Origin of the sequence: Nocardia sp. FDAARGOS_372 (assembly GCF_002554515.1) — a bacterium.
Classification (GTDB): Bacteria; Actinomycetota; Actinomycetes; order Mycobacteriales; family Mycobacteriaceae; genus Nocardia; species Nocardia farcinica.
On record NZ_PDDW01000001.1, the window covers coordinates 5,011,410 to 5,031,465 of the forward strand.

Consider the following 20,056-nt stretch of genomic DNA (forward strand, 5'->3'; position numbering starts at 1 on the left):
TCAGGCGCCGTTCGCGTGCCGGATCTGGTCGCGCGGTTCGGCGAAGCGCACCATCTCCCAGCCGATCAGGCACATCAGCACCGCCGCGAGCAGGCCGAGCGAGATCAGCGCGGGCAGCGCCGCGGCCAGCGGGATCAGGGCGAGCAGCACGACCGCGGTCAGCACCCGCTGGGTGGAGAACTCGCGGGTGGCGTAGTACTTGAACCCGGTCAGCGCCACCAGGTAGAGCACAACGCCGCCGTAGAGCGCGAACAGCGGGATGCCGTAGAGCGCGTCGTGCAGCGTGTGGTCGGACTGGTCGCCGACGTAGTAGAGCACCTTCTTCAGGCCGAGCGAGAGCGCGATGATGCCGACGATCATCGGGAAATGCCAGTAGGTGTAGCAGTTACGGGCGATCTGGATCTGGCGCTGTCCGTCGGCGGTCTTCAGTTCGTGTTCGACGGCGATGCTGGCCACGTCGAAGTAGGCCCACCACAGCAGTCCGGACACCGCGAGCCCGAGCATCGCGGCGACGGTGATCGGCCAGGAGATGGGCAGCCCGGCCACGCCGATGCCGATGGAGACGATCGATTCGCCGAGTGCGACGATGATGATCAGGCCGTATCGTTCGGCGAAGTGTTTGGCCGAGTTCAACCGCCAGTCGTCGCCTGCCACCATCGTCCACAGCATGTCGCCGACGATGGCCGCCAGCCACAGGGCCATCTGTACCACGCCGTGGGTCATGGCCGCGATGACCAGCAGGGTGGTGCCGATGGTGATCGAGCCGAGGCCCCATCGCGCGACCTGCCCGCGCAACTGTGCGTCCTCGGCGCTGGCCAGCCAGAACACCCACAGGTGCACCAGCCGGGCCACCAGGTAGGCGATGGCGAACACCAGCGGGCCGAACCAGCCGCCGGGCATGTCGTGGAAGGCCTCCGGGATGGTCAGCGCCGCGATGAACGCCGCACCCATCGCCACGAACATGGCGACCCGCGACAGGCCCTCGTCGGCGCGGACCACGTTGCCCACCCAGGAGTAGGAGATCCACACCCACCACATCACCGCGAGTACCAGCAGCGCCCGCAGCATGTTCTTGGCCGTCGTCTCCTCCGAGGCCAGGTCGGTGACCATCGTGAACGCGAACACGATGACCAGGTCGAAGAACAACTCGAGCTGCGTCACCGAGGCGCCCTCGGTGACGGGCTGGAAGCGCGCCCGCTTGGAACCGATCATGGTGCACATCGTCGCACCCACCACGCCCGGCGCGCGTGCTTCATCCAGGTGTGCGCGCCGGATTTCGCTCACCGCGACATCCGGGATCATGCGCATTCGCTATAGCGAGGGGAATTTCTCGTTCTCCGGATAGCTTTCGGCGAATTCGACGAAGTTCTGCGCCACCGTTTCGTGCCAGCGCTGCACCGTGCGCTTCATCAGCAAACCCGGCAGCGGCAGTCCGGATTGCAGTTCGGTGTGATACCAGACCCGGGTGCCCGCCGGGTCCTCGGCGACCTCGAACCAACCGCCGCCGCCGATTCCGCGCGAGCTGTCCACCACCTGCCAGGACGAGCGGTTGTCGGTCCATTCGTATTCCAGCACCTGCAGATCGGAGCTGCCCAGCACGTCGGCGGTGACGTACACGCGCCGCGGCCTGCCGTTCTCGTACCGGGTCGCCACCCGCGCGTCCCGGTACATCGACCATTCCGGGAGCAATTCGATCGCCGCCAAAACGTCGAGGACGTGGGCCGGGCCGGCATCGACGGTGAAGCGGATATCGGTTTTCGTGCGCATGCGGGTTCCTCCGCCCCCCGGTGGATCAACTGCGGCAGATTCTGCACAGCGCCGTTCCGTTCCGTCAACCTCGGGTTTTGCCGATTTCGGGGGCTACTGGCGGGTAGTGGTGGGGGGCCGGAATAACGGTGGTCGCTCGACCAGTTGGGGTTCGGGCCGATGGGTGGCCGTGTGGGGTGTCCAGGACGGGATTCCGCCCGGGGAGTGCGCATTGGCGAATGTGCGTGACGGGTATCACATTCCTATCACGAGTTGATCAATCTGGCGACCGCGGTCTCGATCAGGTGAGCGCTCCGATCGGCGTCGAAGATGTCGGGCAGGGTGAGGTGTTCCAAGATCAGCCAATTCAACGCCAGGTACAGCAGTTCCACGGTTTCGGCGTCGCCGGGTTGCCCGGATTCCAGGTGATTGCGCACATTGAATTCGAGGTCGGCGCGCACCCGATCGGTGAGCACCGCGCGCAGTTCCGGCCTGCGGGTGGCTTCCAGGCGAAGTTCCAGCATCGCCAGGAAGCCGGTGCGGAATCCCGACACCCTGGCCACGGTCTCGGTCATCAGGCTCACGATGTTCTCCCGTGTCCGGGGCCCGGCGCTCACCTGTGCCATCACCTCGGCGCTCGGCTGCAGCCGCTCGTAGAACCGGCTGCCCACCTGGGTGAGCAGGTCGTCGCGATTGCCGAAATAGTTCGACGCCGTCCCCGCGGGCACCCCGGCTCGCTTGTCCACGGCGCGGAAGGTCAGCCCGCGCGCACCCTCCTCGGCCAGTACTTCGATCGCGCCGTCCAACAGCGCGGCCCGCCGCTCGGGATTCGTCCGCATCTTGACACCACTCCATCTGTAGTACTACGTTCAAACCACTTCAATCAGAGTACTACGAACGGGGAAGCTCTTGCGCAAGCTCGTCTACTACGTCGGGGTGAGCCTGGACGGCTACATCGCGGGTCCGGCGGACCAGTGGGACTTCTTCCCCGTCAGCCCGGACATGTCCTGGATCACCGAGCAATACCCCGAGTTCGTCCCGGCTGACTTCCGCGAGCAGGCCGGGATCGCCGCGGACGCGCCGAACACGCGGTTCGACACCGTGTTGATGGGCAGGCGCACCTACGACGCGGGCCTGCCCGTCACCGACCCGTACCCGCACCTGTGCCAGTACGTCGTCTCGCGCGGCCTCCGCGCGGCGCCGGACCCGGCGGTGCGGCTGGTCCGCGACGACCCGGCGGAGTTCGTCCGCGCGCTGAAGGCGCGGGAAGGCGGTGACATCTGGCTGTGCGGTGGCGGTGTGCTAGCGGCGGCCCTGCTCGGAGAGATCGATGAACTGATCCTCAAGAGCTACCCGGTCGTCGTCGGTGCCGGGATGCCGATGGTGGCCGGCGGCTTCCGCCCCGGACAGTTCCGCCCCGTGCGGCGCCGACAGTTCGACAGCGGCGCCCAGATCAGCTGGTTCACCCGGGCTTGAGCCCGAGAAAGGAGCACACCGTGCCCAACCTCGTCTACTACGTCGGCGTCTCCCTCGACGGCTACATCGCGGGTCCGAACGGCGAGATCGACTTCATGCCGCTCGGTGAGGACTTCCTCGACTGGATGCGCGCCGACTACCCGGAGACCCTGCCTGCCCACGCGCGCCCGCACTTCGGCCTGGACGTGGACGCGCCCAATCGGCGCTTCGGCTCGATGATCATGGGCAGGGCGACCTACGAACCCGGACTCGCCGTCGGCGTGGCGAGCCCGTATCCGCACCTGACCCAGTACGTCGTGTCCACCACCCTGGACAGCGCGCCCGCGCCCGACGTGCGGGTGGTGCGCGACCCCCGCGCGCTGGTGCGCGAGCTGAAGGCGTCCGACGGGCCCGACATCTGGCTCGCGGGCGGCGGCAGATTGGCCGCCACCCTGCGGGACGAGATCGACGAGATGGTGGTCAAGCACTATCCGGTCGTCGCGGGCGACGGCATCCCGATGTTCTCGGGGGCGTTCGGGCCGACCCGGTTCACCCCGGTGCGGCGGCAAGGTTTCGCCAACGGCACCGAGGTCGCCGTCTACCGACCCGCCTAGCCCGCCAGGAACGACAGGCGCACCTGGCGATCGGGGTTGTCGATATTGAGGTCGACCAGCGCGATCGACTGCCAGGTGCCCAGCGCCAGCTCGCCGTCGAGTACGGGCACCGTCGCGTACGGCGCGATCATCGCGGGCATGACGTGCGAGCGGCCGTGCCCGCGCGAGCCGTGCGCGTGCCGCCAGCGGTCGTCGGCGGGCAGCATGTCGCGCAGCGCCGCGAGCAGGTCGTCGTCGCTGCGCCAGCCGAGCTCCATGATCGCGATACCGGCGGTCGCGTGCGGGACGAACACGTGCAGCAGGCCGTCGCCGAGATCGGCCACGAACTTCGCGCACTGCGGAGTGAGGTCGTGCACGACTTCGGTTCGGCCCGTGTGGACGTCGATCACGATGCTCTCCATGGCACCATGCTCGTCGCGACACCGGGTGTCGGCAACCGCCCGCGAGTCGATCACCGCAGCGTGGCGGGCGTCACCCTGGTGGAGGTAGCCGCCGGTCCGGCGGGCCCCGGCCGGTAGTCTGGGGAGCTGTCAGCAGCCGCTAGCGATCTTGGAGGACCCTGTCGTGGCTCTCGTTGTTCAGAAGTACGGAGGATCCTCGGTCGCCAGTGCCGAGCGCATCCGGCGCGTCGCTGAACGGATCGTCGAGACCAAGAAGCAGGGCCACGACGTGGTCGTCGTCTGCTCGGCGATGGGTGACACCACCGACGAACTGCTCGACCTCGCCGAACAGGTGGCTCCCGCCCCGCCCGCCCGCGAGATGGACATGCTGCTCACCGCGGGCGAGCGCATCTCCAACGCGCTGGTCGCGATGGCGATCCACTCGCTCGGCGCGCAGGCTCGCTCCTTCACCGGCTCGCAGGCCGGCGTCATCACCACCGGTGCGCACGGCAACGCCAAGATCATCGACGTCACCCCGAGCCGGCTGCGCGAGGCGCTCGACGAGGGCACCATCGTGCTCGTCGCCGGCTTCCAGGGCGTCAGCCAGGACAGCAAGGACGTCACCACGCTCGGCCGCGGCGGCTCCGACACCACCGCCGTCGCCCTGGCCGCGGCGCTGGAAGCCGACGTCTGCGAGATCTACACCGACGTGGACGGGGTGTTCACCGCCGATCCGCGCATCGTCTCCGACGCGCAGCGCCTCGAACAGGTCTCCTACGAGGAGATGCTGGAGATGGCGGCCTGCGGCTCCAAAGTGCTGATGCTGCGCTGCGTCGAGTACGCGCGTCGCTACAACGTGCCCGTGCATGTCCGCTCGTCCTACACCGACAAGCCGGGCACCTACGTATACGGATCGATGGAGGACATCCCCTTGGAGAAAGCAATCCTCACCGGCGTCGCGCACGACCGCAGCGAGGCCAAGGTGACCGTCGTCGGCCTGCCGGACGAGCCGGGCTACGCCGCCAAGGTGTTCCGCGCCGTCGCCGACGCCGAGATCAACATCGACATGGTGCTGCAGAACATCTCCAAGGTGGAGACGGGCAAGACCGACATCACCTTCACGCTGCCCAAGACCGAGGGCGCCCGCGCGGTGGAGATGCTCACCAAGCGGCAGGGCGAGATCGGCTTCTCGCAGGTGCTCTACGACGACCACATCGGCAAGGTCTCGCTGGTCGGCGCGGGCATGAAGAGCCACCCGGGCGTCACCGCCACCTTCTGCGAGGCGCTGGCGGACGCGGGCATCAACATCGATCTGATCTCCACCTCCGAGATCCGGATCTCGGTACTGGTCAAGGACACCGAACTCGACGACGCCGTGCAGGTGCTGCACCGCGCCTTCGACCTCGGCGGTGACGAGGTCGCCGTCGTGCACGCGGGAACGGGGCGATAACTCATGGGTGTACGGGTAGGAGTCGTCGGCGCGACCGGCCAGGTCGGCGCCGTCATGCGGAAACTGCTGGAGGAGCGCAACTTCCCGGCCGACGAGGTGCGGTTCTTCGCCTCGGCGCGCTCGGCGGGCAAGAAGCTGCCGTGGCGCGGCAGTGAGATCGTCGTCGAAGACACCGAGACCGCCGATCCCACCGGTCTCGACATCGCGCTGTTCTCCGCGGGCGCGACCATGTCGCGGGTGCAGGCGCCGCGTTTCGCGGCCGCGGGTGTCACCGTCATCGACAACTCCTCGGCCTGGCGCAAGGACCCCGAAGTGCCGCTGGTGGTCTCCGAGGTCAACCCGGAGCAGACCCGCAACCTGGTCAAGGGCATCATCGCCAACCCGAACTGCACCACGATGGCCGCCATGCCGGTGCTCAAACCGCTGCACGACGCGGCGGGCCTGCAGCGGTTGATCGTCTCCAGCTACCAGGCGGTGTCCGGCAGCGGCCTGGCCGGTGTGGAGGAACTGGCCTCGCAGGTGCGCGCGGTGGTCGACGACGCGGAGAAGCTGGTGCACGACGGCGGCGCCGTCGAGTTCCCGGCGCCGAACAAGTACGTCGCGCCGATCGCCTTCGACGTGATCCCGCTGGCGGGCTCGCTCGTCGACGACGGCTCCGGTGAGACCGACGAGGACCAGAAGCTGCGCAACGAGAGCCGCAAGATCCTCGGCCTGCCCGACCTCGCGGTCAGCGGCACCTGCGTGCGCGTGCCCGTGTTCACCGGTCACTCGCTGTCGATCAACGCCGAGTTCGCCGAGCCGCTCTCGGTGGAGCGCGCCGAGGAACTGCTCGGCAAGGCCCCCGGCGTCAAGCTCGTCGACGTCCCCACCCCGCTACAGGCCGCGGGCATCGACGAGTCCCTCGTCGGCCGCATCCGCCAGGACCCCGGCGTCCCCGACGGCCGCGGCCTCGCCCTGTTCGTCTCCGGCGACAACCTCCGAAAAGGCGCCGCGCTCAACACCATCCAGATCGCCGAAGTCCTCCTCAGCCAGCGCTGAGCGGACGAACCTCCCCAGCACCGGCCGGAATCGTCCCGGCCGGTGCTGCGTCTTGTCCGGTGTAGGGATTCATCACCGAGGAGCAGTGCGTCACCGAGGGCGGTGGGATCGTGATCTACGGAATGGATGGCCTGAGCCCGCCGGAAAATGGGGTCGCCGCTGCGAGCGGGCGGCTGTTAGCCTGCGGCGATGGCGAATCCGCATCCTCAGGTGTTTTTCGGTGATCGGCTCGTGGCGGCGCAGGACGCGCAGGTGGGGGTGGCCTCGGCGGCGGTCCTGTACGGGCTGAGCGTGTACACGGTGTTCCCGGTGCACGTGGACGGGGCACGGCGCACCGCGTTCCGGCTCGACGACCATTTCCGGCGGCTCGAGGAGTCCTGCAAGATCATCGGCATCGACCGGTTCGCCCACGAGTGGGATTTCAGCCGGTTCACCGCCGCGGTGCGTGCGCTGATCGCGGCCAACGCCCCGCGCGAGGACGTGTTCGTGCGCGCCACCGTGCACGTGGTGGAGTCGATTCCGGGCACGCGGGTGCGCGGCTGCGAGATCCGGATGAGCATGTTCGTCTACGACGCCGTGCCGATCGTCCCGCAGGACGGCATGCGCTTGAAGTCCAGTCCGTGGCGGCGGATCCCCGACAACGCGATTCCCTCGCGCGCCAAGGTCAACGGCGCCTACGTGAACTCGGTGCTGGCCAAGCAGGACGCCATCGACAGCGGCTACGACGACTGCATCTTCCTCGACGGCAACGGCCACGTCTGCGAACTCAGCGCCGCCAACATCTTCCTGGTCCGCGGCGGCACGCTGATCACCCCCGACGTCTCCTGCGACATCCTCGACGGCATCAACCGCCGCACCATCCTCACCCTGGCGGCCGAGGACGGCATCCCGGTGCAGGAGCGCACCGTCGACCTCACCGAGTTGTACATCGCCGACGAAGTCTTCGTCACCGGCACCTCGGCGGGCGCGGCGCCGGTGCTCGAGGTGGACGGTCGCGTGGTGGCCGACGGCGCGCCCGGCCCGGTGTCGCAGGCGCTGCGCAAACGGCATGCGGCCGCGCTGCGCACCGACGAGATGCACGGCTGGGTCACCGAACTGGACTGAGCCTCAGCGTATTCCGGGCGTGCGCGGGTCGGGCCCGAGGCAGGCCAGCACGTAGCAGCCGGGCGGGGCGTCGGCGAACGGCGCCGCGAGCTCGTAGTTCAGGCAGGAGAACACATTGCAGCCCGGATAGGCGGCGGGCCCGACCCCGAACACGGCCAGCAGCAGGCTGTTGTCGACGTACCGGCTCGGGTCGGTGCGCAACGGCGGCTCCACATACGGCCCGGGATCGGGGACCGGCGGCTCGTGCATGGCCGCGAACAGCTTGCGGAAGAACTCCCACGGCAGCTCGCCGGTGTTCTGCACGATGCCCTGCACCCCGTGCGCGCTGACGTTGCCGAACGCGCCCGTCCACACCACCACGAGGTCGAGTTCGGGCAGCACGAAGACGTTCTGCAATCCGAGCCCGGCCATCGCGTACACCCCGGACGGCAGGAACGCGGGGATCTCCGCGCAGCCCGGACCGAGCCAGAACAGGTAGCCGTAGCACCGGTTGGCGGGGGAGGGGGTGCGCGCCTGGCGCAGGTAGTCGGCGGGCACGATCTGCTGCGCACCCCAGCGTCCGTCGTCGGCGACGAGCAGGCCGAGCTTGGCGAAGTCGTCGGGCGGGAGCATCAGGTGCGCGTAGCCGTAGGTGTTGCCTGCCCGGTCCCTGGCCCAGTAGTAGTCCTCGCGCGCGATCCCGAGCGGGTCGAACAGCTCCCGCTGCGCGAACTGCTGCAACGGCTCGCCCAACGCCAGCTCGATCACGTAGGCGAGCAGGTCGACGTTGCGCTGGCTGTAGCTGAACACCGTCCCGGGCGGGTTGGCCAGCGGGACACCCAGCGCCTGCACAGCACTGTGCGGGTCGATGGGGATCACGCCGGTGATGCCTTCGGTGAGCACGCCGACCCGCATCCCGGAGGTCTCGGTGAGCAGGTTTTCGACGGTGATCGAGCGATGCTCGGCGTCGCCGAGCCCGACGGGCAGATACCGGTCGATCGGCGCGTGCAGATCCAGCAGCCCGCGTTCGGCGGCCATGCCCGCCAGCAGTGAGATCACGCTCTTGGTGGAGCTCCAGATGTTCCACGGCACGTGCCCGGTGTGCGCGTTGTTGGGGCCCTCCCCGACCAGGCAGTTGCGCCGGAAGACCTGCACGTTGAACCGATTTCGCTCGGCGGCGAAGCGCAGCGCCTCGTCGAGCCTTCCGCTGTCGAAGCCCGCGGCCTCGGGCGCGGCACGCTGCGGTGTCCGCCCCGAGGTCACCGCGCACTCGGCATACCCGGGATCGGGTGCGGCCTGCGCAGCACCGGCGAGCGCTCCCGCCACCAACGTCACCGCCGCCATCGCGGCCACCACCCCGCGCACCATGAGAACGAGGCTAACCCGCCGACCGCGCCGAAACCGGCGAAAGCGGTTCGCGCCGCGCGAGTGTCGCCGTGTCGATCGCCGCCGCTATGCCCGCCGGGCCGACCGGACCGCGTACCACCCGGCGCCCAGCGCGAGCACCGCCAGCCCCGCGAGCACCGACCCGATCGGCAGCGCGAATCCCACGATCACGCAGCCGGCCGCCCCGACGACGGGAATCCACCGCGCCGGACGGCCTTCGTCGGCGCCGAGCGTGCCCGCCGAGAGGTTGGCGACGAGGTAGTAGACGAGCACCGTGAAGGAGGAGAACCCGATGGCGGAGCGCAGATCGGCGGTCGCCGCGACGACCGCCACCACCGCGCCCACGGCCAGTTCCGCGCGGTGCGGCACGCCGAATCGTGGATGCACCGCCGCCAACGCGGAGGGCAGGTGGCCGTCGCGCGCCATCGCCAGCGTCGTCCGGGAGACGCCGAGAATCAGGGCGAGCAGCGAGCCCGCCGCGGCCAGCACCGCACCGGCCCGGACCAGCGGTGTCAGCCATCCCGCACCCGCCGCGTCCACCACCCGAGCCAGCGGGTCGACCGCCGTGGCGAGGCCCTGCGAACCCAGCGTCAGCAGCGCCGCCACGGCCACCAGCGCATACACCGCGAGCGCCAGGCCGAGCGCCAGCCGGATCGCCCGGGGAATCGTGCGGTGCGGCTCGCGGACCTCCTCGCCGAGCGTCGCGATGCGCGCATATCCCGCGAAGGCGAAGAACAGCAGTCCCGCCGCCTGGAGCACGTCGCCGGGCCCGACCCGTCCCGGCATCGGCGCGGCCGCCGAGTGCGACCCGGAGAACGCGACCACCACGACCACCACCAGCACCGTCAGCACCGCGCCGACGATGATCCGCGTCGCCAGCGCCGACTTCTGCACCCCGGTGTAGTTCACGGCGGTGATCGCCACGACGGTCGCCACCGCCACCCAGCGCGCGTGCTCGGGCCACGCGTAGTGCCCGACCGTCAGCGCCATCGCCGCGCACGAGGCGGTCTTGCCGACCACGAATCCCCATCCGGCGAGGTATCCCCAGAACGGTCCGAGCCGCTCCCGCCCGTAGACGTAGGTGCCGCCCGACACCGGGTAGCGCGCGGCCAGCCGCGCCGAAGACATCGCATTGCAGTAGGCCAACAGCGCGGCCACCCCCAGCGCGAGCAGCAGCCAGCTGCCCGCCGCGGCCGCCGCCGGAGCGAGTGCGGCGAAGATCCCCGCGCCGACCATCGAACCGAGCCCGATCACCACCGAATCGGTGAGTCCGAGTCGTCGGTGCAGCGCGTTGCCGGGGTCCGCCGAGGTCATGGGCCAATCCTGGCCGGTCGCGGCGCGTCGTGCGAGCCGAGCGCGTCGATCGGTCCGGGCGAAGCGATGAACACCCCGTGAACAGCGAATCGCCGCCAGGTGGGCTACATCACGCCGCGATATACACCACGATTTTCTTGATTAGTTCCATATTCGTACGACCATGGAGTCATGCATACCGAGACCGCCGAACCCCGCGACCGCCTGCGCGCCGCGGGCCTGCGCGTCACCGCGCCGCGGCTGGCGGTGTTGAAGGCCGTCAGCGCGCACCCGCACGCCGACGCCGACACCATCGCCGCCGAGGTACGCGCCGCGCTCGGCTCGGTCTCCACCCAGGGCATCTACGACGTGCTGCACGCCTGTGTCGGCGCCGGGCTGCTGCGCCGCATCGAGCCGGCGGGTTCGCCGGCCCGCTACGAGACCCGCACCGGCGACAATCACCACCACCTGGTGTGCCGGCGTTGCGGGGCGGTTGCCGACGTCGACTGCGCGGTCGGCGCGGCCCCCTGCCTGGAGCCCAGCGAGACCCACGGATACGCCGTCGACGAGGCCGAGGTGGTCTTCTGGGGCCTGTGCCCGGACTGCCGAGCCGCCCAGGACTGACCCCCGACGCACGAGCCGGGCGGGTGCGGAACACGCACCCGCCCGGCTCTTTTCGTCTGTCTCGTGCCGTTCCCGTCGCTACAGCAGACCCCACCAGTACAGCAGGCAGGCGAGGGCCCAGACCACCACGGTTTCCATCGTCGCTCCCATTCTCTTCGCGCCGCTTCCATCATCGCTCGCGTCGCCACCCAGTGTTAGCAGAACCACGCCTGCCAGCGCATTCACCGCGTACAAGGTCTTCTTAAGTCCTTCTCGAGCAGCGGGCCGCATTGTCTTCCTCGACACCGGATCACCACACCAGCCACCACCGGGGTGGGACCCGGCGCACGACCTGTCTTTTCGAGGGGTGGCAGGTCGCGCGCCGGCGGCGCGGCCGGCCGGGTCGGTCCACGAGGGGTGACCGACCCGCCGGCCGCACCACGCACCGGCGACGGCTCTTCCCGGAGCTCGCGGCACACCCGCCGCTGCCGACGGTAACCACGCCGACGCGCACCGAGCCCACCATGCGGGCGGGCCGGTTCACGAGGGGTAACCGGCCCGCCCACGGGGTGCATGTCGAGGCCCTCCGGCCGCTGCCAGGCCGGAGGGCCTCGTCGCGCGCGGGAACAAGAAGCCGCTCCACGCCCGTTGTGCAGCGAGAGCGTTGACGCCCCGCGTCACCCCCGCATCGACGACGAAAGGCCAACCCATGAGCACGAACGTCGCATCCCGTCCCGCCGACGCCGCCGGCACCTTCCGGCTCGGCGGTGATCTCCCCGTCAACCGTCTCGGCTACGGCGCCATGCAACTGACCGGCCCCGGCGTCTGGGGCGACCCCCGCGATCCCGAGGAAGCCGTGCGCGTGCTGCGCCGCGCCGTCGAGCTGGGCGTGAACTTCATCGACACCGCCGACTCCTACGGCCCCTTCGTCAGCGAACAGCTGATCCGCACCGCCCTGCACCCCTACCCCGACGACCTGGTGATCGCCACCAAGGCCGGGCTCACCCGCTCCGGCCCCGGCGATTGGCGCCCGGTCGGCCGCCCCGAGTACCTGCGCCAGCAGGCCGAGTTGAGCCTGCGCCACCTCGGCGTCGACCGCATCGACCTCTACCAGCTGCACCGCATCGACCCCCAGGTGCCGCTGGCCGACCAGCTCGGCGAGCTGGTCGCGCTGCAACAGGAGGGCAAGATCCGCCACATCGGCGTCTCCCAGGTCAGTGTCGAGCAGTTGCAGCAGGCCCGCGAGATCGCCGAGATCGTCTCCGTCCAGAACCTCTACAACCTCGCCAACCGCACCGACGAGGCCGTCCTCGACTACGCCGAACGCGAGAACATCGCCTTCATCCCGTGGTTCCCCATCGCCACCGGCGAACTCGCCCGCCCCGGCGGCCCCCTCGACGCCATCGCCACCCGCCACGGCGCGACCCCCGCCCAGCTCGCCCTGGCCTGGCTGCTGCGCCGATCACCGGTGATGCTCCCGATCCCGGGCACGTCGTCGGTCGCGCACGTGGAGGAGAACACCGCCGCCGCGCAGATCACCTTGAGCGACAGCGAGTTCGAAGAGTTGTCAGCCGCCGCGGAGTAGGTGGACTCGGGGGCTCCGACCGACGCTGGTCAAAGCCCCCGCACTTCTCGACCTCACGAACCTCGAACCCCGCTCAGATACCGGGCCAGCGTGTCGGGTGGCAATCCATATCTCGACTAGAGTCGAGGAAGACCCGAGGGAGGTCGAGCGATTGCAGTGCATCTACGAGCAGTTGCAACGTATCGCACTCGATTCAGCCGATTCGCACGCGCTGATCCAGGAGTTGCCCAGCCGGTACCGTACTTGATGTGAGTACGCGGTTCTACAAGTCGAGCTACAGCGGAGCGAACAACTCGTGTGTGGAGGTTGCCCACCGTAGCGACGCTGTGCTCATCCAGGACAGCAAATACACCGGGAATCGGTCATCGCAGCCACGGATCAGGGTGGCGCGTAGTGAGTGGCCATCGGTTCTCGACCTCGCGGTGAGCCGCCGATCCGGTCGGGTCGGAGACCTGACCGTCGACGTCGCGAGCGACGGAAGCTCGATCCTGACCGGCCTCTCGGAAGCCGGTGACAAGGTGACCCTCCACTACACGCCCGCCGAATGGGACGCCTTCGCCAAGGGCGTTGTCGACGGACAGTTCGACCTTCGATAAGCGGTTCCATGCCATGTGAGGAGTGCGAGATGACGGCGCTCCAAGCGCAATCCCGCCGGCCCATCCTCGCGCAAGCTGACCGGGCCGTGGCGACCTCGAACCCTGCGAGTGCCCGTTCTCCCGATCGCGAAAGTGCTCATACGTTCCGTTTCGGAGCGTCTTCCGCGCCCGTGCGGGCTGTACTCGGCGCGTTCCTTGTCCGTACTCGTCCATTGGTGCGACACCCCCTCTGCGGGCATCGTGGAGCTGAGTCGCTAACGGTCAGTGGATTGGAGCCTGTCTTCCTGCTCGGCTCGGTGATCTTCGACGTACTGCCGTAACTTGGCAGCCGCGTAAGAGAACATGCCGTCGTAGGTGTCGGGCGCGTAGTTGATCATGTCGTTCATCAACGACCACGCTGAAATCTCATCCTCGTCGTAGGTATCGCACGGGGCTGGTGCACGAACAGGTGACAGTGGTTAGGCAGCCTGTCGGGCTGCCGGGGTCATGATCGCTTCGTACTCGATCGGGGTCAACCGGCCGAGCCGGTCCTGGCGCCGCCGCCGGTGGTAGGTGCGCTCGATCCAGACCACGATCGCGATCCGGAGCTGTTCACGGGTGCCCCAGCCGCGCCGGTCCAAGACGTTGCGTTGCAGCAGGCTGAAGAAGCTCTCCATCGCCGCGTTGTCACCCGCGGCGCCGACCCGGCCCATCGAGCCCACCATGCGAAACCTGTTCAGCGTGTGCACGAAGCGCCGCGAACGGAATTGCGACCCTCGGTCGGTGTGGACCACGCAGCCAGCCACCTCACCGCGGCGAGCGACCGCGTTGCGCAGAGCGGTCACCGCCAGCCGCGAGGTCATCCGGGAGTCGATCGAATAGCCGACGATCCGACCGGAGAACACGTCCTTGACCGCGCAGATATAGAGCTTTCCCTCACCCGTCCGATGCTCGCTGATATCGGCCAGCCACAACCGATTCGGGCGATCAGCGGTGAAGTCCCGGTGGACTCGGTCGTCGTGGACCGGTGGTCCTGGCCGTTTTCCCGAGCCGCGGCGGGGTTTGCCGAACGCACTCCACCACCGGTTCGCCGAGCAGATCCGCCACGCTGTCCGACCGGCCATCGGCTCACCCGCGGCACCGGCTTCGTCGGCGAGGAACCGATAGCCGAATTCCGGGTCGTCGCGGTGAGCGTCGAACAGGGCGTTCGCCCGGTAGGCCTCGGCGAGTTCCGCGGCGGTGACCGGGCTCGCCAGCCACCGATAGTAGGGCTGGCGAGCGAGCTTGAGCACCCGGCACGTCACCACGACGGGTATCCCGTCGGCGGCGAGCTCTTTCACGAGCGGGTAGATCTTTTTCCCGGCAGCTGAGCCTGGGACAGATAGGCAGCGGCCCGGCGCAGGACCTCGTTCTCCTGCTCGAGCAGCCGGTTACGGCGCCGCAGTTCCCGCAACTCAGCCGACTCCGAGGTCGTTGCTCCCGGCTTCACGCCCTCGTCGACATCAGCTTGGCGCATCCATTTCGACAAGGTCATCGGATGGATCCCGAAGTCGGCGGCGATCTGGTCCAGGGTCACCCCTTCGTCGCGGTTGCGGGCAACGCGGACGACGTCGTCACGGAACTCGCGGGGATAGGGCTTGGGCACGATGACATCCTTCCAGGCCCGCCTCCCGGCAAGCCAGATCGATGACACCTATCCCTGCAGCAGCCCCAAGTGAAGCGTGTTCGGAGACGGTAGACGCGGCGTCACCCAGTCGAGGAAAGCGCTCGTTCCCCCATCGAATTCGATGGTGAAGCTGCCACCGTCCAACATGCCAGGGTCGCGGCTGGCCGACGACGGATACCGCCACACATGATCGCGGTGGCGATTGGGCATGGGAATGTGGCGACGACCTACTGGTACAAGATCCGGAAGACCGGGCGAACGCCACACGGTAGGCCGCTCGATGGGAGACAACGAATGAGCGGCCCCGCTGCCTGCCCGGGCCTGCTGACCGCGCGAATGCGCCGGGCGAAAATGGCCCTGGCCAGGGGAAGTGGTCAGGGCCTCCTCGGTGTCTCAACCAACACGTCGGGGTTAGCAGACGGTATTTGAAACAGTGGGATCCGGACTGGCTGAAGACGATCATGGCCAAGATCGAGGCTGCTCCGGCCCGCCGGCCTGGGAAGACGAACAGCAGCACCGTTCAGCCGCGGCGGTTGGATCGTCGGGCTCTCACCTACCACCGTCGCCGAGTTGGTTGACGCCTACCGCTCTGGCACCTCCACGAACACGCTGTGCGAGCAGCACGGCTTGTCCAAGGGCTGGCTCTTGAAGATCCTTCAGGAGCACGGCGTCCAAATGCGGTACCAGCCAATGACTGAGGAGGAGATCAAATGGGCAGTACGCCTTTACGGCGAGGGGCGGTCCATCAATTCCGTCGCCCGCAAGCTCGGCAAGAGCAAGGGGAGTGTGTGAAGGCGTTACGCGATCGAGGGGTGAAAATGCGCCCATAAAGGACTTTGACAGCTATTCCGCCTGCACGCGCATCTCATGCTCCGAAATTCTATATCACCGTGACGATCGCGTTGACGAGCACACCGAGGAACGTAAGGCTATCGCGCACATCGCCTTCGTTTATGGGATACCGAGTGCGAGGAGGCGTTACATCAGTATCCGCCTCGTGAGCAATTTTGTTTCGACGATCCACAATCAGTTTTAGCTGCCTCCTTGCTGATGCTGGACTAGAACCAATTTGAAGAGCAATTGCTTGCCACAGGCTGACATCGGTCACGTATCGGAACGCATCAGCAACTTTGTCTGGATGTTGAAAGCTCAGATAACCATGCTGCTCTCGAATTTCAGACTCAAGCCATGTAGTGTCGGTGGCGCTCATGGACACAGCCACAGATCGCAGGCTCACACGAAAACGATCGAATCCGGCAGGGCGAGGCAGCTTTCCCTGTTGGATCAATATCATGCGAGCGCGAACTTCCTCATGGACGAAGTGATCGAATGCGCTCACACCTTGAACAAGAGCAGAACGCAGTAGATCGTCCGTATTAATTGCGGCAGTGACTTGGGCAGACAAAGCCACGGCTGTGGCCACAAGATCTTCTGCGTAGGTCAGATTTTGCCGAAATAGCTGAAGTTCGTCTTGTGGCATCTTGATTAAGACGCCCCTACCATCTCCGCCATGGCGGATACCTTGCGAGCTAGCGAGTTGAATTCGATATGGAACGAGTCCCTCGACTCCTTAAAATTTTCAAGCACATCACCTACAGCCTCCAGTTGGCTTTCAGTAAGCGCAAAGACTGGCGTCAGGTGCTCTTGGGATCGAGAGATCAAACTGTTGAAATCGGCAATGAGAGCCAAATTCAGCGACTCTCCGACCGATCCGGCAGCATACACCTCATCGGGTAGCAACAAACCTGCCGATTGCGCTGCTGGACGAAGCCTGCTCATCACCGCCTTATCTATTTCGTCAATCCACTTTTGAAAGGCGCTAGCTGGTTGCCCCTTCCTAGGGCGATACTTTTGGATTACCGTTCCCATGATCTTGAGTCTGGGAGTAGGAAAAGGGTATGCGGCATCTCGCAAAACCGGCAAACTGCTAGCTTGGTCTGCCCATTGCTTCCACCGTGGCAGCACTCGACTCAAAGAATCGATGGCCATCACGGAGAACACGTCCGGCGAAGTAGGGAGTATCAAATAATCACTTGTTGCGACAAGATTCTGATTGATTGGCCCTAGACCTGGGCTCATATCAATGAGCACATAGTCGGCGCTGATTGAACTAGCGGTTTCATCAATAAGAAACGCGAGACTGCCTGGGAGATTCTGCAAAGCTTGTATAGCGGCCGACAACTCCTGCGCTATGCCCAAGGTGACTTCGTACTCGGCAAGTCTGAGATCGCCCGCGAGTAGATGAAGCCCTGGCCTGTTCTCTACTTCTACGGTTGCAACGGCCGCTATCGATCGGGGCTGAGCTTCGAACGCTGGAGTTAGTCCGGATCGAAGAGTGTTGTGTCCTTCCCTCTCGTAGAATTTCTCCAATTCAAACGAACCTTTGAAGCCCAAAACCATTCCAGTCAGGTTGCACTGAGGATCCGAATCAACCATCAGTACAGTGTGGCCTTGCTCAGCAAGCATCCAACCTAAGTTAAAGACTGTCGTAGTCTTGCTAACTCCACCTTTGTGGTTGAAGAGCGCGATCTTAGACATGCCCGCCTCTCTGTTGGAATCAACGTAGTCCGAACAGACTCCGACCTTGCCGCCCCACATTACATGGGCGACCCCTCAATGCGGTTGGCGTGCAGGCCCATCAAGAGCAGGAGCAGTGTGCCGAAGGTGCTGAGTAGTGAGCCGAAGCACAGCAGCCACACAGTGGTGCATCGCGTACGCAATGACGACGCCAGGAGCTACGCAGCGGCGGTGTTGGGCAGGACTATCGCGGCGATCTTCTGGGCCAGCAGCGGAACTGCATCTTGGTGCGTAGAGAGGCCCACAAGATCTCCGAGAAACCCTGAGTACTTGGCGATTTCAGCAAAGCTGACGTTGTGAGCGACCGGAATCAGAGTCGCCTTATGCAGGAGAACGCCTAGCTCGCGCTCGGTCCAGAACCGACCGGTGACATACGCGGGCGTGAGCACTGCAACACCACAGCGGGAGGCGACCAGGCCACGGTCCATTTGTCGAGCCATGCCCTGCCCCAGGGCCATCACGTCATCCATCCAGACGCGTACGCCAAGATACCTGAGCTCGGAAGTAAGCTGACGGGCAACGTCTGCTCCATCGATGTGCGCGTAGCTGACGAACACGTCGTACTCACGATCGTCCTGCTGCATTAGAACTTGCTGCACTCGGTCGGCCAGCTGTTGCTCATCCTGAGTGAAGACCACCCTTGGGCTCCTTCGGGCGAGGCTTGAGATGAGTGTTCGGTTGTGGGCGTCCACTTTCTGGTTGTGTGAGTTGACTTCCGTCACGTGACGGTTGTAGGCGTCAACCCGCCGCTGTTCCTGGCGGTTGGCATCATCTGCCGCACGTCGCAGACGGCGGTTGAAGTCATCGACAGCCTTCTGATTCGCCTTGTTGACGCGGTCGACTTCCCGGTTGTACGCGTTGATTCGGCGACGCTGTTCCTGCATGGCCTTGCGCTGAGCTTCCTGGGCCGCCCGCCTGAATTGCGCAGCGTTCCTGTTCGTTGCCATCTTGTCCCTTCCCGCCGCTGCGACAACATGCACTGTCGATGCAGCTCTGGCCGAAGCTGTGTCAGCCCACCTCCAGATTCGGCTAGCCAGAAAGGAGCCGGGCTATCTCGGTGAGCTGATTCTTGCATGGCCGACATCGATCATGCGTTCGACACGCGGTACATGTGGGGTGCAGATTGCTATCTTGACACAAGATGTGCAGCCTTGGTGTCGCTAGTAACCCGGATCCCGACGTGCGCTGAATGATCGCGGTGACATCAGCCGTGCCGACTGGCGTCATGCGGTTCATGTACCGTCCTCCATCCCCCTCCCAGTCGGGGTGGCAGGATTTGAACCTGCGACCTCTTCGTCCCGAACTATGGAGGTCGGTAGATGCGCAGGTCAGAGCGGTTGGTGAACGTGTTGGTTGTGCCAGCTGACTTGGCTTCGGGTGTTGGCAGGATTGGCCGCAGCGGTTGGGGGTCGGTGGCGTTGCGTACTGACCGGGATCAGGGAATGCCGAGCGCGATGGTGAGCGCGCGGTTGACTTCCAAGATCGCGCTCGCAGAGAGCGAACCCAGGTAGTCGCCGAGCTCATCCTTGGCCAGAGTCTCGATGTTGTCCGTATTGACGAAACCGGTCAGCGGCTCATTGGATCCCAGCTCCACCCAGGTGGGCAGCTCTCGCCGGGTGGTGGTGATCCGAACCGCGAGCACGTCCAAGGTCACGCGGTTGCGCTGGTTGTTGGACACGATCAACCAGGGCTTGGGCCCGTAGCCCAGATCCGCCCGGTAGACCTGGCCACGTACAGGCGCGTTCACGCGGGGATCTGGCGCTTGTTACGCCGGGCACGCAGTACGGCGCGCTCGTCCTCGTCCTCGTACGGGTAGGTGGGCGACTGGGCTACTGCCGCCTCGTAGGCTCGGGCCAACTGCTCATCCTGGAGCCGGTTCCACGCCTCGTGGATTGCTGCCACCACTGCCGCTGACCGCGAGGGAGCGCCTGCCTGCTCCAGCTCTTGGAGACGGCGGAACGTCTCGTCGTCCAATCTGACGGTCATCGCATGTGTCATGCGTAGATGATACCAATTGCCGGTTCATTGACCGCATCAGTTTTGTCACACATCACGTGGATCGTTGGTCAGAGCAGATACGCACTTGTGTTCCCGTTTCCGAAGAGCGAAATGGTGCGGGGCTCGACCAACCGACCGCGCGGGTCTTCGACCATGCCGTGTAGCTTCAACAGGGCCGTGCAGCGTCTCATATCCACCCGCGCCACAGGACATCCGGCACACCGCAGCCTCACTCGCGATAAGTGCCGGTGCGAACGTGAAGGACCTCCCGGGCGCTGCTGCTCGGGCACAAATCGGCAGTGCTCACGCACGAAACCTACGCCGATCTGTTCGCCGACGATCTGGAGGCGGTGGTCGAAGCCCTCGACTTTGCCGCGCGCGGACCGCTCGTGAACGAGCTGTGTATCAACTGGGTACTCGGCTGGCGTCGGTGCGCGGCTGACCTGGAAATGCGAGAAGGCGCTGACCAAAACTACTGGTCAGGGCCTTCTCGGTGTCTCAACCAACACGTCGGGGTGACAGGATTTGAACCTGCGACCTCTTCGTCCCGAACGAAGCGCGCTACCAAGCTGCGCCACACCCCGTGAAGCGAACCTGGATTAGCTTA

General features: G+C 66.1%; 23 protein-coding genes and 1 tRNA gene. 9 read left to right on the top strand and 15 right to left on the bottom strand.

Translation table 11 applies throughout. The features are described from left to right. From CRM89_RS23490 to CRM89_RS23500, 3 genes are all read right to left on the bottom strand, one after another. A complete protein-coding gene (locus CRM89_RS23490) occupies window positions 1–1,212 on the bottom strand; it encodes a low temperature requirement protein A (RefSeq protein ID WP_011206842.1) in 1,212 nt (403 codons plus the stop codon). Between the two features lie 99 nt (window positions 1,213–1,311). Next, entirely contained in the window at window positions 1,312–1,767 is a 456-nt protein-coding gene (locus CRM89_RS23495; RefSeq protein WP_011206843.1) for an SRPBCC family protein, read from the bottom strand. A gap of 245 nt (window positions 1,768–2,012) precedes the next feature. After that, on the bottom strand, window positions 2,013–2,585 hold the full coding sequence (locus CRM89_RS23500; protein ID WP_011206844.1) for a TetR/AcrR family transcriptional regulator: 573 nt from the start codon (window positions 2,583–2,585) through the stop codon (window positions 2,013–2,015). Between the two features lie 70 nt (window positions 2,586–2,655). Between CRM89_RS23500 and CRM89_RS23505 the strand changes: the two genes are divergently transcribed. Both CRM89_RS23505 and CRM89_RS23510 read left to right on the top strand, forming a co-directional pair. Next, complete coding sequence (locus CRM89_RS23505; protein WP_060593782.1) at window positions 2,656–3,222, top strand: dihydrofolate reductase family protein; 567 nt, start codon at window positions 2,656–2,658, stop codon at window positions 3,220–3,222. Window positions 3,223–3,242: 20 nt separating this feature from the next. Beyond that, window positions 3,243–3,815, top strand: a complete 573-nt coding sequence (locus CRM89_RS23510; protein ID WP_060593781.1) for a dihydrofolate reductase family protein — start codon at window positions 3,243–3,245, stop codon at window positions 3,813–3,815. Here the strand turns inward: CRM89_RS23510 and CRM89_RS23515 are convergent. Then, window positions 3,812–4,216, bottom strand: a complete 405-nt coding sequence (locus CRM89_RS23515; RefSeq protein ID WP_098086252.1) for a secondary thiamine-phosphate synthase enzyme YjbQ — start codon at window positions 4,214–4,216, stop codon at window positions 3,812–3,814. The two genes, CRM89_RS23510 and CRM89_RS23515, sit on opposite strands and share 4 nt — an antisense overlap. Before the next feature lie 163 nt (window positions 4,217–4,379). Between CRM89_RS23515 and CRM89_RS23520 the strand changes: the two genes are divergently transcribed. From CRM89_RS23520 to CRM89_RS23530, 3 genes are all read left to right on the top strand, one after another. Continuing rightward, entirely contained in the window at window positions 4,380–5,645 is a 1,266-nt protein-coding gene (locus tag CRM89_RS23520; protein WP_011206847.1) for an aspartate kinase, read from the top strand. A gap of 3 nt (window positions 5,646–5,648) precedes the next feature. Next, complete coding sequence (locus tag CRM89_RS23525) at window positions 5,649–6,683, top strand: aspartate-semialdehyde dehydrogenase (protein ID WP_098086255.1); 1,035 nt, start codon at window positions 5,649–5,651, stop codon at window positions 6,681–6,683. Window positions 6,684–6,872: 189 nt separating this feature from the next. Continuing rightward, window positions 6,873–7,787 (top strand): aminotransferase class IV, encoded by a 915-nt coding sequence (locus tag CRM89_RS23530; RefSeq protein ID WP_086840564.1) that lies wholly within the window; start codon window positions 6,873–6,875, stop codon window positions 7,785–7,787. 3 nt (window positions 7,788–7,790) lie between these two features. On the opposite strand, the gene CRM89_RS23535 is transcribed toward CRM89_RS23530, so the two are convergent. Together CRM89_RS23535 and CRM89_RS23540 are read right to left on the bottom strand one after the other, a co-directional pair. After that, on the bottom strand, window positions 7,791–9,134 hold the full coding sequence (locus CRM89_RS23535) for a serine hydrolase (RefSeq protein ID WP_228800313.1): 1,344 nt from the start codon (window positions 9,132–9,134) through the stop codon (window positions 7,791–7,793). An 84-nt stretch (window positions 9,135–9,218) separates the two neighbouring features. After that, the gene (locus tag CRM89_RS23540) at window positions 9,219–10,466 is read right to left on the bottom strand and encodes an APC family permease (RefSeq protein WP_098086258.1); all 1,248 of its coding nucleotides are present in this window, start codon (window positions 10,464–10,466) and stop codon (window positions 9,219–9,221) included. Window positions 10,467–10,637: 171 nt separating this feature from the next. On the opposite strand from CRM89_RS23540, the gene CRM89_RS23545 reads away from it, so the two are divergent. Beyond that, entirely contained in the window at window positions 10,638–11,069 is a 432-nt protein-coding gene (locus tag CRM89_RS23545) for a Fur family transcriptional regulator (RefSeq protein WP_011206854.1), read from the top strand. A 78-nt stretch (window positions 11,070–11,147) separates the two neighbouring features. Here the strand turns inward: CRM89_RS23545 and CRM89_RS31105 are convergent, their stop codons facing one another. Continuing rightward, a complete protein-coding gene (locus CRM89_RS31105; protein WP_157838324.1) occupies window positions 11,148–11,294 on the bottom strand; it encodes a hypothetical protein in 147 nt (48 codons plus the stop codon). A gap of 463 nt (window positions 11,295–11,757) precedes the next feature. Here CRM89_RS31105 and CRM89_RS23550 point away from each other — a divergent pair, with 463 nt between their 5' ends. After that, the gene (locus CRM89_RS23550; RefSeq protein WP_011206856.1) at window positions 11,758–12,633 is read left to right on the top strand and encodes an aldo/keto reductase; all 876 of its coding nucleotides are present in this window, start codon (window positions 11,758–11,760) and stop codon (window positions 12,631–12,633) included. Between the two features lie 248 nt (window positions 12,634–12,881). Next, complete coding sequence (locus CRM89_RS23555; RefSeq protein ID WP_098086261.1) at window positions 12,882–13,229, top strand: DUF397 domain-containing protein; 348 nt, start codon at window positions 12,882–12,884, stop codon at window positions 13,227–13,229. 254 nt (window positions 13,230–13,483) lie between these two features. Here the strand turns inward: CRM89_RS23555 and CRM89_RS32055 are convergent, their stop codons facing one another. Both CRM89_RS32055 and CRM89_RS23560 read right to left on the bottom strand, forming a co-directional pair. Further along, a complete protein-coding gene (locus CRM89_RS32055) occupies window positions 13,484–13,615 on the bottom strand; it encodes a hypothetical protein (protein WP_256385952.1) in 132 nt (43 codons plus the stop codon). A gap of 72 nt (window positions 13,616–13,687) precedes the next feature. Next, window positions 13,688–14,853, bottom strand: a protein-coding gene (locus CRM89_RS23560; RefSeq protein ID WP_371391985.1) for an IS3 family transposase whose coding sequence is annotated in 2 segments (ribosomal slippage) — window positions 13,688–14,571 and window positions 14,571–14,853 — 1,167 coding nt in all. Because the reading frame shifts where the segments join, the coding sequence is not laid out codon by codon here. 591 nt (window positions 14,854–15,444) lie between these two features. Between CRM89_RS23560 and CRM89_RS23565 the strand changes: the two genes are divergently transcribed. After that, the gene (locus CRM89_RS23565; RefSeq protein ID WP_098086264.1) at window positions 15,445–15,666 is read left to right on the top strand and encodes a helix-turn-helix domain-containing protein; all 222 of its coding nucleotides are present in this window, start codon (window positions 15,445–15,447) and stop codon (window positions 15,664–15,666) included. A gap of 88 nt (window positions 15,667–15,754) precedes the next feature. On the opposite strand, the gene CRM89_RS30520 is transcribed toward CRM89_RS23565, so the two are convergent. From CRM89_RS30520 to CRM89_RS23590, 6 genes are all read right to left on the bottom strand, one after another. Further along, entirely contained in the window at window positions 15,755–16,354 is a 600-nt protein-coding gene (locus CRM89_RS30520) for a HEPN domain-containing protein (protein WP_127516287.1), read from the bottom strand. 5 nt (window positions 16,355–16,359) lie between these two features. Further along, window positions 16,360–17,412 carry a ParA family protein gene (locus CRM89_RS23570; RefSeq protein ID WP_098087100.1) on the bottom strand — a complete coding sequence of 351 codons (1,053 nt, stop codon included), beginning with the start codon at window positions 17,410–17,412 and terminating at the stop codon, window positions 16,360–16,362. Between the two features lie 197 nt (window positions 17,413–17,609). Next, the gene (locus CRM89_RS23575; protein WP_098086267.1) at window positions 17,610–18,398 is read right to left on the bottom strand and encodes a toll/interleukin-1 receptor domain-containing protein; all 789 of its coding nucleotides are present in this window, start codon (window positions 18,396–18,398) and stop codon (window positions 17,610–17,612) included. A 488-nt stretch (window positions 18,399–18,886) separates the two neighbouring features. Next, on the bottom strand, window positions 18,887–19,198 hold the full coding sequence (locus CRM89_RS23580; protein WP_098086269.1) for a type II toxin-antitoxin system PemK/MazF family toxin: 312 nt from the start codon (window positions 19,196–19,198) through the stop codon (window positions 18,887–18,889). After that, on the bottom strand, window positions 19,195–19,437 hold the full coding sequence (locus CRM89_RS23585; RefSeq protein ID WP_098086271.1) for a ribbon-helix-helix protein, CopG family: 243 nt from the start codon (window positions 19,435–19,437) through the stop codon (window positions 19,195–19,197). Before CRM89_RS23585 ends, CRM89_RS23580 begins: the two co-directional genes overlap by 4 nt. A gap of 522 nt (window positions 19,438–19,959) precedes the next feature. Then, window positions 19,960–20,033, bottom strand: a tRNA-Pro gene (locus CRM89_RS23590). Window positions 20,034–20,056: the final 23 nt, after the last annotated feature.